Raw genomic sequence first — 13,672 nt, forward strand, 5'->3', positions numbered from 1 at the left:
GCGTTCTCTTTGCAAAAGAAAGAAGTTCCCAAAGGAACTTCTTTTAAAAACGAATATTCTCGCGTGTTTTTTCGTAGGATGTCACAAAACGCTCTGTCACGCCTGGCTCGACAAGATCCAAAGCTTTTGAAATGATTTCCAACGATTGAGCATAGTCGTAGTCATGTTCAAAGACATACAAGGACTTGTTGAAGGCCGCCTGTACATTATCATCAAAGGAACGATAGCGGTTTGAATACTGCAGCAGCTGCTCAGTCAAGGTAGCATCTTGGACGATACGATAGGTCTCTTCTTCCAATTGCTCCATATCATTTCCCAGAATTTCCAGCCAACGGTTAACTGATTCGATATTGACTCGTGTAGCTTCCAATTCCTTCACCAACTCTTCAATATTGTTGCTAGTTGAGAAGAAAATTTCTAAGAAAGAGTCTGGAATACCTGGCAAATTGCGTTTTTCCATATATCTCTTAATGGTATGCAATTTGTTAGCATAGATATTGACCTTCTGGCGAGCATTGGCATCATCTTTTTCAATCTCTGCCAGTGCTTCACCAAGAGAAATCTGCTCATCTTCGATTTCTTTCAAACGCTCTTGGATAGCTTCCAACTCTTCCTGAACCACAGAATAAGCTTGCTTGGTTTCAGAAGAATCTTCTACCGCGCTAAGCACCACATCTTCCTGGGCAGAAAGCTCAGCTTGCAACTCCTTGACATGAGAAGTTTCCGTATCAGAGAGAAGGAAAGTTTGAGACAAACGTTCTATCTCTTTTTGGAGTTGCTGGTTGTTTTCCTTTGTATGAGCCAGATAGCTAGGCAAGTTTTTAATCAGCTTCTCCACTACTTTGTGGGCTTCAATTTCCCGCGTAAAAATTTCATAGAGAGCGTTAATCTCTTCTTGTGCCTGCTCATTTTCATACTCAGCATTATCCAGCTCTAGGGCCGAAATATTGGCTTCGTTGCGTTTGAGACTTGCATGAAGCTGCTGGAAGCGAGACTCTATATCTGTTTCGATAAAGTGATAACCAGATTCCAAGAGTTTACGGTGACCAGACTCTAAGTCTTCCAACTGATCTGGCAATTTCACAGTCAACTCTTCGACAATAGCAGGAACTTTCTCAACGATATGTGTCAGAGCAAGAATATGATCCTCAGCCTTGTCCAAGATTTCAGCTGCTTCAACCGGGTCACCCGAAGAATTAAGAGTTACAAACTGAGAAAACTCTGATTGGATATTTTCCAGCTGTTTCTCAATCTCAGCTAAGGCTTGCCCATACGAGTCTGCATTCTCCGCCACCTGGGTTTGCAGTTTTTCAAACAAATCCAGGGCATGGAGCACACGACCGCTGTTCTTAGACTCTTGCTCTTTAAGATCTTCCAAGGCTTCTCGAATCATCTTGATATCTTCTTCGATCAAATCAATCTGACTCTCAATATTGCCAATTGCATGCTTGGCTTTTATGAAACGGAAAGAATTATTGTAACCTTCTGCTTCAAATAGATTATTTTCGATATCAGCAAATGAATTTAAGGACAAGTCTACCCATTTTTGATTCCATTCACGGAAGGCTACCTGACTCTGCCCAATCAAATGCATATTTTTTACTTCTTCAACTTCATCATTTACAGGGAGATTGTAAAGTGCTTCTTTTCTCTCCTCCAAATTTTGAAGTAAAGCTTCATTTCTCTTTCTCATCAGAACTGCAGTACCATAGCCGACAACCAAAAGCAGAGCTACCACAGCAACGAGAATAACTAGTCCAATAGACATATAGAACTCCTTCACATTGTTACTATAAAGCAAACATAATGATTATATCATATTTTTGCCCATAATGGTTGATTTTTCTGATTTTTTTAGACGTCGAGCGTACTGTATACAGCATTTTCTTCGATAAATTCACGACGAGGTTCAACGCGATCCCCCATCAGCATGTCAAAAATCTTGTCAGCTTCCGCTGCATCATCCACTGAAACCCGTGCCATCAAGCGATGTTCAGGATTCATAGTTGTCTCCCACAGCTGATGGTCATCCATTTCTCCGAGCCCCTTGTAGCGTTGAATGGTTGGCTTGGAGCGACCTTCACTGTAACGAGCCAAAGCATCCTGAAGCTCTTCTTCCTGATTAGCACCTGGCTGGATATATTCTTTGACTTCACTTCCGACCTTGACACCATAGATTGGCGGCTGAGCGATATAGACAAATCCAGCTTCCAGAACCGGCTTCATATAGCGGTAAATCAAAGTCAAGAGCAGGGTCCGAATGTGAGCACCGTCTACATCGGCATCGGTCATGATGACTAATTTTTGGTAGCGGGCCTTGCTGACATCAAAGTCAGCACCGAAGCCAGTTCCCATAGCAGTAAAGAGACTGCGGATTTCTTCATTTGCCAGAATCTTGTCCATGCTGGCTTTTTCAACGTTGAGAATCTTACCGCGAATTGGCAGAATGGCCTGGAATTCACGATTACGGCCAGACTTAGCTGAACCACCCGCTGAATCCCCCTCCACAATGAAAAGTTCCGTTTCCTGAGGGTCGTTGGACGAGCAGTCAGCCAATTTACCTGGCAGATTGGAAATTTCCAAGCCAGACTTCTTACGGGTTACTTCCCGAGCTCGCTTGGCAGCAATTCTTGCTTTAGAAGCCAAAATTCCTTTTTCAACGATTTTTCGAGCCACCGCAGGATTTTCCAAAAGAAAATCTGAGAAAGCTTCGCTAAAAAGTCGATTGGTAATCTTGACCACTTCGCTATTGCCCAGCTTGGTCTTGGTCTGACCTTCAAACTGAGGGTTAGGGTGCTTGACAGAGATGACCGCTGTCAGTCCCTCACGAACATCTTCTCCAGTCAGATTGTCCTCGTTTTCTTTGAGAAGCTTATTTTTCTTGGCATAGTCATTGATAACCCGTGTCAGAGCTGTCCGGAAGCCTTGCTCATGTGTTCCACCCTCGTGGGTATGGATGTTATTGGCAAAGCTCATGACTGTTTCATGGTAGCCAGTCGTATACTGCATAGCGACTTCAACTGTAATATCGTCCATTTCGCCGTCGGTATAAATCGGCGTTTCAAAGATTACATCCTTATTTTCATTGATGTATTGAACATAGCTGGCAATCCCACCCTCATAGTGGTAATCCTTGACCTGCTCCATTCCATCTCGCTTATCAGTAATGGAAATTCTGAGACCACGATTGAGAAAGGCCAATTCTTGCACCCGCTTATTGAGCTTTTCAAAGTCAAATTCTACTGTTTCAGTGAAAATCTCTGGATCTGGTGTAAAGTGAACTGTCGTACCAGTACGGTCTGTCTCACCGATGATTTCTAGGTCCGCGACTACATGACCGCGACGGTATTCTTGGTAATGAATCTGACCATTTTTATAAACACGGACATCCAGCTGAGTGGATAGGGCATTTACAACGGAAGAACCCACACCGTGCAGACCTCCCGATACCTTATATCCGCCACCGCCGAATTTTCCTCCGGCATGGAGCACGGTAAAGACGGTTTCCACGGCCGGACGGCCTGTTTTCTCCTGAATATCAACCGGAATTCCCCGACCGTTATCGACTACAGTGATGGAATTGTCTTTTTCGATAAAGACCTGAATGTGGCTGGCAAAACCAGCCAGAGCTTCATCAATTGAGTTGTCAACAATTTCCCATACTAAATGGTGAAGACCTTCCTTGGAGGTCGAACCGATATACATTCCTGGACGCATACGAACGGCTTCTAAACCTTCTAAGACCTGAATCTGACTGGCATCATATTCCTGGGCCTGTATATCTTGCTGCTTTTCTTCTGTCATAGTGTTCCTTTTCTAATCAATATCTATAAATTCTTCAAGATGCTGCATATTATCAAAGAGATAGGTATCAAAGCCAGCTGCCTGCCCTGCTTCAATATCCAGTGGACGGTCACCAATGACCAAGCCAGAGGATATCTGATACTTGTCTTTTAGATAGAGCATGGAGTCTGGTGAGGGTTTCCTTGGAAAGCCATTCGCCGATGTCACCACTTCTGTAAATGCTGATGCAATGGCCGTTTTCTCCAAGATTTCCAGCACTTGATTGTCCCGGTGGGAGACCAGAAAGTTCCTACCACCCTTGTCCACAATCCGCCTAAGCAAGTCTGCCGCTCCGTCAAATAAAACAGGGTGACTCAACTCTTCTGCTTCATTGGCCTTATAAAACTTTAAAAAGTCTTTTTCTTGGGGAGCAAACTGCTGGACTGCATAGTCCGTAGACACCTTGAGGGCCTTATAAACTTCGTCGTGACCAGCTTGCAGACCAAACTCTTTCAAGGTTTGAACAAAAGCTGCAGTCGAAGTTTCATAATTATCCAAGAGTGTTCCACCTAAATCCCAGATGTAATCTTGATAATTCATACCTTTCATTATACCATAATTTTCATGAAAAAGGGGCTAATATTTGCCCGAATCCAGCACTTTTGCGACTTTTTCAACCCTTTTTCTAAACAAAATATCTCAAAGAATCCAAAATTTAAAAATGGATGATACTTTCATCCTTCTCAACAGCTCTAAACCCGTTCCATATAGAGGACGGCAAAGAGTCATAAGGGTTCAAAAAAGCTGGGAAACATTATGAATCCCAGCCTATTTTTAATTTCCAAATACATCTGTATAAAGCATAGCATCAGCCAACTGGTCCGCATCTCCGCCCAGCTGACGAACCAGCTCATAGGCAAAAGCCAAGGCAGTTGATGGACCACGGCTAGTAATCAGCTTCCCATCAACAAGAACTGTTTCTTTACGGTAAGTTCCATTTTTAATATTGTCTTGCGCACCATCATAGCAAGTGAAATACTTACCAGTCAAGATACCTGCGCGGTCAAGAGCAATGGGAGCGGCACAAATGGCAGCGATGAATTTATCCGACTGCTGAAAGTCCTTCAAAACCTGCATCAGGCGGTCATCATCGCGAAGATTAGCTGATCCCGGCATCCCCCCTGGCAAGATGACCATATCATAGTCATCCAGTCTGCCCTTCCAGACCTGATCCGCCTGAACAGTGATGGCGTGAGAGCCAGTCACTGATTCATCAAAACCAATCATATGACAGACAAGACCTGCACGGCGCAAGACATCCACAACTGTCAAGGCCTCGATTTCTTCAAAGCCGGGAGCTAGGAGTAAAGCTGCTTTTTTCATGAAAATATCCTTTCTGAGATGAGCCAGTCACAAAATCACATCTGATTTATGAGACAAAAACTTGCTTTTTTATTTTAATTTCTTCAGTACGACTTTTTTACGGACAGCTGGAATTCGCTCCTTCTTTTCATCCGTCAAGCTGTTCTGATAGGAGACGGACAGCAGGAGACCAACACCGATAAGATTACTGATGATGGAGGAGCCGCCCTGTGAGATAAAGGGCAGCGGAATCCCTGTTAGAGGCAGAATCCCTGTCACCGCTCCAATATTTTCAAAGATATGGAAGAGCAGCATCATGATAAAGCCAGTCGAGATGTAAGTATAAAACTGGTTATTGGATTTAATCGTAATCTTGAGCATGCGGTAAATCAGCAGTAAATAGAGCATGATAACCAAGGTTGAACCTAAGAAACCAAAATCTTCAGCAATGACGGTGAAAATCATATCGCTTTCCCGAACAGGAACCAAGAGATTCGAAATATTAAAGCCTTGACCTGTCAAGCCTCCGCTTCCGACAGCGATTTGTCCCTGTGCTTGCTGGAAGGTGGTCGTCTGAGCGTAGTCAAAGGGATGAAGCCAAGCCAAAATCCGATTGATTTGGTAGGTCGGCATGCCAAGATTGTGCAGAAAGGCACGACCGCCATCGGAAATAAAGATAAAGAGAAATCCTCCCAACAGCAGGACTCCCGTCAGAAAGACCGGCAGGATAATCTTCCAAGAAACACCTGACAGTAGAACAATGCCGCCGTATATAGCAACAAAAACCAGAGCCGTCCCCAAATCACTCTGAAGGGTTAACAGAACCAGAACAGGCAAAGTGTAGAGCCCAAGCTTCAGAATTAGAAAAAAGTCTAAAGCCAAGGTTCGCTCATCCTGCTTGTGCTGCTGGAGAAAATGAACCACCAGCCGCGACAGCATGAGAATATATGAAATCTTCATGAACTCCGAGGGCTGAAAAAGGGTCACACCACGAATAGCAATCCAGTTTTTGGAACCAGTGGAGGCTACCAGAGATTGACTGTAAAAAATCAGAGGTAAGACCATGAGGCCAAGACCAAAAACATAGAGATAAGGCGTAATTTTCCAGAGAAACTTGGTATTAAAAAACATGAGGATAAAGCTGAGCAGGAAGCCCACCGCAATCCAGGCAATCTGCTGACCAACCATGGGCCAGGCATTGTCAGGATAATCATGACTAACAGCAATGTAAATAGCCACAACTCCGATTGAAAGCAGCATCAAAACAGGCAAAATTAAACTATAATCAATCCGAGACTCAAACGTCCGTCTTTGATAGGGCATAGTCCCTCCTTTTTAGAAAAAATACTGGATAATCAAGCTGGAAACAGCGACGCAAAACCAAGCGAAAGCACCAGTCAGCAAAGGCGCTGCTCCTGCTTGCTTAAACTGCTTAAAGGAAACCTTTGCGCCAATAGCTGCCAAGGCCATAGCCATCAGCCACTGAGAAATGAATTTTGTATAGGGGATGACAGAGGCCGGCAGAAATCCAAGACTGCTGATAAGTGAAGCTAGGACAAACCAAGCTATAAACCAAGGAAAAATCTGTTTCAAGTTTGTCTTTTGTGATGACTGCTTAGACTTAATATAGCGATAAGCTGCGAAGATCAAGCAGGCCGGTACAATCATCAGAGCCCGACTAAGCTTGACAATAGTCGCCAAGTCCCCAGCTGACGGGCTATATGTATAGCCTGCTGCCACTACTGACGAAGTATCATTGATGGCTGTTCCAGCCCAAGTCCCGAAAAAGGTATCCGACATCTGCAGCAAATGCCCTAAAAAAGGGAAAATGAATACTGCTAAAATATTGAAAAAGAAAATAGTGGAGATGGACAGGGCAATTTCCTCTTCATCAGCGTCTAAGATTGGTGAAGCAGCCGCAATGGCAGAGCCTCCGCAGATGGCTGTTCCAAAACCGATTAAAATAGTCAAGACACGGTTCATCTTAAAGAAACGGCCAGCCAGATAAGCCGCCAGAAAGGCTATCAGAATGGTGATAAGACTGATACGAAGAGAAGAAATCCCTGTCTCAGAAACCTGACCAATGGACATGGAAAATCCCAAAAAGATGATGGAATACTGCAACAATTTCTTCCCCGAATAGCTGAGTCCTTCCTGAAAAACAGCCGGCAGCTTCATGCTGTTGTTCAAAACAATCCCAAAGACAATAGCCAAAACACTAGAGCCTATCAAGGGAAGCAAGCTGCCTAAAAAGATAGAAACAGCCGCTATGCCAAAGGATAACAGAATTCCTGGTAAATATTTTTTCACGAACACCCCTTCTTTCCTATGCTTCTCATTATAACAAATTTTGTCCCAAAAATCTGAATGAACCTAAAAAATCAGCCGATAAAACTCAGCTGATTTGAGATAGTTTCAGTCAAAAAAGTCTTGTAATTCCTGCATAATGGCTGCCTCTGGCAGAATATCTAAAGAAGCCAATTGTGATAGATGATGCTGAATCTGCTTTCCATAGCGTTTACTAGAGATTCGGTTGTCCAAAAGAACGACCGCTGACTTCTGATGTTCATTGCGCCGGGTTCGGCCAATAGCTTGCTTAAGCCGTAAGATGGCAAGAGGCAGTTGATAATCATAAAAGGCATTCTTACCTTCCGCTTTCAAGCGGCTGTTAATCTTCTGCACAAAGAAATCCTTGGGATTGTCAAATGGAATCCGAGTGATCAACTGAATAATCTGATCTTGCTCAGCAAAATCCGCCCCCTCCCAGAAGCTGCCAGAGCCCAAAAGGATACCTGCCTCTCCTCTATCAAAACGGCGTTTGATATTGCCGGCATCGCCATTTTTATATTGGGCCAAATGCGGCAAAGCCAGCAAGTCCGAAACAGTTAAAAGCAAGTCTTTAGAGGTGAAGAGGACGACGATAGGCAGACCGAGTTCCGTCACTTCTCGCAAGCAAGCAACAATCTCTCGAGCAAAATCCTCAGTTGATAAATCCACTACTGCTGGAAAATTTTCATCTAAAAAGAGCTTCTGCAGTGGCTTCTTCTTGCTTTTCAGCTTATAAAAGTGATAACATTCAAAGCCTAGCAACTGCGCCAGATTAACCTTAGAGCTAATTTCCAGAGTAGACGAAACCAAGATAACCTTAGCATTTTCAGGCAGGAAGTCAGTGAAATGCAGCAATTCTGAACGGCCAGCATGCAGAGTCATCAAGCGATGGTCTGCCAAAGCTTCATCAACCAACCAATAATACTGGTATTTGCCACTGAACAAGTGCTGCAGCTCAGGCAATGCACTAGTTTTTAACTCGGACACATCCTGAAGCAGCCGGGCAATCTTTTCCGGACTTAGCTCAGATGCTTTCTTGCGATGCTTCTCTGCGGCATCAGCGAGCTCAAACTGAATGCTTTGCAAAAGCCGTTGCTGCAGAAGCTCCCCTTCTTCCTGAAGGAGATGATTTATCTGCTGCAGCGTTTTAGTTAGATTTATACTGGACTGAGAGAAGCTTTCCAAGGCAAAAAACATCTTCTGAGCTTCATCAACTACCAGAATACGATTGTCCAGCAAAGACTTGTCATCCTCTAAACGCGTCAGCAGGTAAGCATGATTAGTAATCACGACTCGACTAGTAGCTGACTTGACCTGTCCCAACCGCCAAAAATCTTCCTCATAAAAAAGAGAATGTTTGCTTAGCTTGCCATCATGACGGATTTCATTGAAGTAGCTTGAGAAGCGATGAGCTTGCCCGATTTCGTTCAAATCACCTGTTTTAGTTTCTGTAAGCCAAACCAAGAGTTGCAGCTTGCAGCGATTAACCAAACGGTTGTCATATTCCCTGTCCAGTGTCTGATAGAAATGGTCCAGCTTGAGATAATTCTCCGGACTCTTGAGACTGTGAAAAGAAATACCAAAGACTTCCTCCAACAATCGCCCTTCCTTTTGCAGCAGCTGGTCCTGCAGGATCTTAGTCGGAACCGTCACTAGTACTTTTTCTTGACCTCTAGATAGAATAGGCACCAAGTAGCCAAAGGTCTTACCTAAGCCTGTCTGAGCCTCTAAAAAACTAGGCTCCTGCTGGTTCAGAGCTTCCTCCATAAAACGAGCAAATTTGAGCTGTTCAGACCGCTTTTCTAAGCCCAGCAGGTATAGATTGGTGAGGAAATCCTGCGACAGCTTCTTTTCCGAAGTCAGCTTTTGGGAACGTCGCAGGAAAATACCATGCCAGGATTGCAGTTCCTTATCTTGCTGATCCGGCATCGTCTGATAAACTTCCTCGATAGCCAAGCGCGACTCATAGATAATGCTGTCAGCCAAAGTTAGCATTTTCTCAACCAAGGCCTTGGGTAGACTCTTGATTTTGTCTTGTATTTTTAAAAATAGCTGAGCCGTTGCTTGAGCATCTGCCAGAGCAGTGTGGGCGTTTTCCAAAGAAATATCCAGCAGAACGCAGAGATTACCCAAGGAATATTTATCAAAGGTCGGGTAAAAGACCTGAGCCAACTCCACCGTGTCCAAACGCGGTGTCAGCAAGTCAAAACCTTCCCAGAAAAGGGTCTCCGCTAGTAGATTAGCGTCAAACTTGACATTATGAGCGACAAAAATCGCATCCTGAATCAGCTCATAAACCTCCGCTGCTACCTGAGAAAACTCCGGGGCTCGGCCAAGCCGCTCATCATCCAAACCTGTCAGCTCTTTGATATGCTCATCCAGTTCCTCATGAGGATTGACATCTGTTTCATAAGTCTTGGTGATGATTCCATTCTCAATCAGAACAATGCCAATCTGGATAATCTTTGCACTGCTGCCCGTTCCTGTAGCCTCCAAGTCCACAACGGCATACTTATAATCATTTTGTGTCATACTGCTATGATTATATCATAAAAGCCATTCTGAAACATCTGAAAATTTTCAGTCCTAGCCTAGAAAGCAATTCTGTGCAAAAAATTCTCTTTTCTGTTACACTCAATAGCAGAATACATTTTCCGAGGAAATCAAATGAAGATTCATAAAATTACCAACCTTGTTGCTTTTGAAAATACCTATATCTTAGAAAATAATCAGGGTCTCCTAGTCGTCGATCCTGGCAGTGACTGGAAAAAGATTGAGCGCAAGCTGGAGGAACTCGCCAAGCCTGTGATTGCTGTACTCTTGACCCATACCCATTATGACCACATTATGAGTTTAGAAAAGGTCCGGGAGCACTATGCTGCCCCACCAGTCTATGTGGCTGAGAGCGAAAGCAGCTGGCTTTACACACCGACAGATAACCTATCTGGTCTGGCGCGCCATGCTGATCTGGATGATATTATCTGTCGACCAGCAGAAGAGTTTTTCTCCTACGAAACAGACTATGATCTTGGAGGCTTTCACTTCTATGTGCTTGCAACACCTGGCCACTCCATCGGAGGTGTCTCTCTAGTCTTTCCTAATGACTGCCTTGTTTTGACGGGCGATGCCCTCTTTCGAGAAAGCATCGGACGAACGGATCTGCCGACTGGAAACATGGAGCAATTGCTGACATCCATTCGCGAGAAACTTCTGGTATTGCCTAAAGACTATGCTGTTTATCCTGGTCATGGTCATGCTACCACTATTTCACATGAAAAAATCTTTAATCCATTTTTAGCTCAGTAGCCATTTAAGCAATACCTATAACAAAAACAGAGTTTGAAATTCTTCAAACTCTGTTTTTTTATAAATTGTTAAATCTTCAAGAAGCGTCTCATAGAGATGATAGATCCCAATGATCCGATAAGAATTCCCAACACAAAGAGTGCTGCTATCATAATCGGACTAAAGAGTTTCGGATCAATCATAGAAAGTCCTTGACCTACCAAGCTCTTATTCATAGTCTGGTAGGCTATACCATATGTCAAATACACTACAAGTGACGGAACTGTTGCTCCTAGCAAGCCAATCCATGCTCCTTCAAACAGGAATGGTCCGCGGATATAGCTATTCTTGGCACCAACCAAGCGCATGATTTGAATCTCGCGACTTCGGGAAATAATGGTAATCCGGATAGTATTGGAAATGAGAAGGATAGCAATGAAAATCAGAAGCGCTGTCCCAATCAAGCCCCATGTTTGGATGAAATTAGAAAACGCAAAGAGATTTTTGGTATTGGTACCACCATTTTGAACCTCTGATACACCATCAATCTTACGAGCATCTTTTGTAACAGATTCTACATACTTAGGTGCCTTGGTCTCAACAATATAAGCATCGTAAAGAGGATTATTTTCTTCATCAAAAACATCCCACTCACTACCCATGGTCTCTGTTAGCTTATTATACTGCTCTTGCTTGCTAGAAAAAGTAACCTTCTCTACATTTTTCATAGAAGTCAGAGCATCGTAGACCTTGTGGTAGTCCTCATTCTGAACTGTTTGACCTTCTTTTACAATCGTTTCGCTATTATCGAAAACATCCTTACGCATGTATACCATGACGCGGACATTATTGGAAATATCATTTGCCAACTTGGCTGTATTTAAAATTACTGAAGCAAAAACAGCTACTAAGCTCAAGGTAATCATAACCGAGCTGACAGCCGCTACAGTCATCCAACCATTCCGCGTAAGACTCTTAAGCGACTCAATCAAATGACGAAAAAATCTTCTAATCATCGTATCCGTATTCTCCTTCCGCTTCATCACGTACCACACGGCCATTTTCAATAGCAATAACGCGGTGACGCAGAGTATTTACAATCTGGCTGTTGTGGGTGGCCATCAGGACAGTTGTTCCCTGAAGGTTAATCCGCTCCAGCAGGTTCATAATCTCCCATGAATTATCTGGGTCCAAGTTTCCTGTCGGCTCATCCGCAATCAGGACTTTAGGGTTGTTAGCAATAGCACGCGCAATGGCAATCCGCTGCTGCTCACCACCGGACAGCTCATTAGGGAATGAGCGAACCTTGTGCTTAAGACCAACCAGGTCCAGCACTTCCATAACCCGCTTTTTAATATTGCGGCGGCGTTCACCAATAACTTCCATGGCGTAGGCAATATTCTCATACACTGTCTTTTTAGGAAGAAGTTTATAGTCCTGAAAGACGACTCCAACCTGACGGCGCAGCATTGGAACATCACGCTTCTTAATCTTAGCTAAGTCAAAATCAGCTACTTTCAGACTTCCCTTATCCAGCTTTATCTCCCGGTAAAGCAAACGAATAAAGGTTGACTTTCCCGCTCCTGAAGGGCCTACAATATAGGCAAACTCCCCAGGTTCTACGTTAATAGACACACTACGCAGGGCAGTGGTCCCGTTGCCATACTTCTTGACAACATCTTTCATTTCAATTATTGACATCTATTGAAATTTCCTTTCAATCTAATTCTAATCTCTTACATTTCCTAGTTCAAACGCCATTTCAAATAAGCGTCGATGAAACCATCCAAATCTCCATCCATCACCTTGTCCACCTGTGCTACTTCGTAACTGGTCCGATGGTCTTTGACCATAGTATAAGGCGTAAAGACATAGGAGCGGATTTGGCTGCCCCAGGAAATCTCCTTCTTATCTCCCTTGAGTGAGTCGACTTCGGCTGCTTGTTTCTCTTGCTCTAGCTGATAAAGCTTGGCCTGCAGCATCTTCATCGCCCGATCGCGGTTTCCATACTGAGTCCGGTCAACGGTAGACTGCACCACGATTCCTGTAGGAATATGCGTCAGCCGCACACCAGTAGAAACTTTATTGACGTTTTGCCCGCCGGCTCCTCCTGAGCGGAAAGTGTCCATCTTAATATCGTCATCGCGAATTTCCACCTCAATGGTATCATCTAATTCCGGCATGACTTCTACTGAGGTAAAGGAAGTATGGCGACGTTTAGCTGAGTCAAATGGCGAAATCCGGACCAAACGGTGGACTCCCATTTCTGACTTGAGCAGACCATAAGCGTGCGGCCCTTCAAATGAAAGAGTCACTGACTTAATTCCCGCTTCATCACCAGCCTGATAGTCCAAGACCTCTACTTTGAAGCCCTTGGCATTGCCAAAGCGTGTATACATACGCAGCAGCATATCTCCCCAATCCTGGGCCTCTGTACCACCAGAGCCCGGGTGAATTTCAAGGATGGCATTGTTATTATCATAAGGCTCAGATAGGAGCAGGGTCATTTCATAGCTGGTCATCATTTTCTCAAGTTCCGCCAGCTTTTCTTCCAACTCACCCTGAACCGACTCATCTTCAGCCAGAAAATCAAGCAAGATTTCCGATTCATCAAAAAGCTCGGTCATCTGATGGAAATTTTCATAGGTTTGCTTGAGTTCATTCAGCTCTTGAGATGTCTTCTGGGCTGCAATGTTGTCATCCCAAAAGTCGGGTTCTGTCATCTTATTTTCTAAGATGGCAATTTCTTCTTCCAGACCTTCTAAGTCAAAGAGACCCCCTAAAAGAAGCTAATTTTTCACGATTTGCGTCAATCTTTTGACGAATTTCTGAAATGTCCATAAATACCTCTTTTCACATATCGTTTAATTATAACATAAATTAAACAGTTTGCCTAATCTCACATTCAGCAGCT

General features: G+C 43.8%; 11 protein-coding genes. 1 reads left to right on the forward strand and 10 read right to left on the reverse strand.

Going from position 1 to position 13,672, the window contains the following annotated elements; translation table 11 throughout:
- Window positions 1–43: 43 nt before the first annotated feature.
- The 7 genes from ezrA to DQM55_RS07365 all read right to left on the reverse strand — a co-directional run bounded on the left by ezrA (window position 44) and on the right by DQM55_RS07365 (window position 10,005).
- A complete protein-coding gene (ezrA, locus tag DQM55_RS07335) occupies window positions 44–1,768 on the reverse strand; it encodes a septation ring formation regulator EzrA (RefSeq protein ID WP_111675985.1) in 1,725 nt (574 codons plus the stop codon).
- Window positions 1,769–1,854: 86 nt separating this feature from the next.
- The gene (gene gyrB, locus DQM55_RS07340; RefSeq protein WP_111675986.1) at window positions 1,855–3,804 is read right to left on the reverse strand and encodes a DNA topoisomerase (ATP-hydrolyzing) subunit B; all 1,950 of its coding nucleotides are present in this window, start codon (window positions 3,802–3,804) and stop codon (window positions 1,855–1,857) included.
- Window positions 3,805–3,816: 12 nt separating this feature from the next.
- Window positions 3,817–4,383: an HAD-IA family hydrolase gene (locus tag DQM55_RS07345; protein ID WP_032908298.1), complete on the reverse strand. Its 567-nt coding sequence runs from the start codon at window positions 4,381–4,383 to the stop codon at window positions 3,817–3,819.
- 234 nt (window positions 4,384–4,617) lie between these two features.
- Complete coding sequence (locus DQM55_RS07350; RefSeq protein WP_111675987.1) at window positions 4,618–5,166, reverse strand: DJ-1 family glyoxalase III; 549 nt, start codon at window positions 5,164–5,166, stop codon at window positions 4,618–4,620.
- 69 nt (window positions 5,167–5,235) lie between these two features.
- On the reverse strand, window positions 5,236–6,468 hold the full coding sequence (locus tag DQM55_RS07355) for an FtsW/RodA/SpoVE family cell cycle protein (protein ID WP_111675988.1): 1,233 nt from the start codon (window positions 6,466–6,468) through the stop codon (window positions 5,236–5,238).
- A 12-nt stretch (window positions 6,469–6,480) separates the two neighbouring features.
- Entirely contained in the window at window positions 6,481–7,461 is a 981-nt protein-coding gene (locus tag DQM55_RS07360) for a YeiH family protein (RefSeq protein ID WP_111675989.1), read from the reverse strand.
- Window positions 7,462–7,560: 99 nt separating this feature from the next.
- Window positions 7,561–10,005, reverse strand: a complete 2,445-nt coding sequence (locus DQM55_RS07365) for a bifunctional DnaQ family exonuclease/ATP-dependent helicase (protein WP_111675990.1) — start codon at window positions 10,003–10,005, stop codon at window positions 7,561–7,563.
- Between the two features lie 135 nt (window positions 10,006–10,140).
- Here DQM55_RS07365 and DQM55_RS07370 point away from each other — a divergent pair, with 135 nt between their 5' ends.
- On the forward strand, window positions 10,141–10,779 hold the full coding sequence (locus DQM55_RS07370) for an MBL fold metallo-hydrolase (protein ID WP_111675991.1): 639 nt from the start codon (window positions 10,141–10,143) through the stop codon (window positions 10,777–10,779).
- 68 nt (window positions 10,780–10,847) lie between these two features.
- Here the strand turns inward: DQM55_RS07370 and ftsX are convergent, their stop codons facing one another.
- From ftsX to prfB, 3 genes are all read right to left on the reverse strand, one after another.
- Complete coding sequence (ftsX, locus tag DQM55_RS07375) at window positions 10,848–11,774, reverse strand: permease-like cell division protein FtsX (protein ID WP_002895888.1); 927 nt, start codon at window positions 11,772–11,774, stop codon at window positions 10,848–10,850.
- Window positions 11,767–12,459 (reverse strand): cell division ATP-binding protein FtsE, encoded by a 693-nt coding sequence (ftsE, locus tag DQM55_RS07380; protein ID WP_002895890.1) that lies wholly within the window; start codon window positions 12,457–12,459, stop codon window positions 11,767–11,769. The genes ftsX and ftsE overlap by 8 nt, the downstream gene beginning before the upstream one ends.
- A gap of 44 nt (window positions 12,460–12,503) precedes the next feature.
- A protein-coding gene (gene prfB, locus DQM55_RS07385; protein WP_097677707.1) for a peptide chain release factor 2 occupies window positions 12,504–13,599 on the reverse strand; the annotation gives its coding sequence in 2 pieces (ribosomal slippage) (window positions 12,504–13,526 and window positions 13,528–13,599; 1,095 coding nt in all).
- Window positions 13,600–13,672: the final 73 nt, after the last annotated feature.

The organism is Streptococcus sanguinis (assembly GCF_900475275.1).
Classification (GTDB): Bacteria; Bacillota; Bacilli; order Lactobacillales; family Streptococcaceae; genus Streptococcus; species Streptococcus sanguinis_N.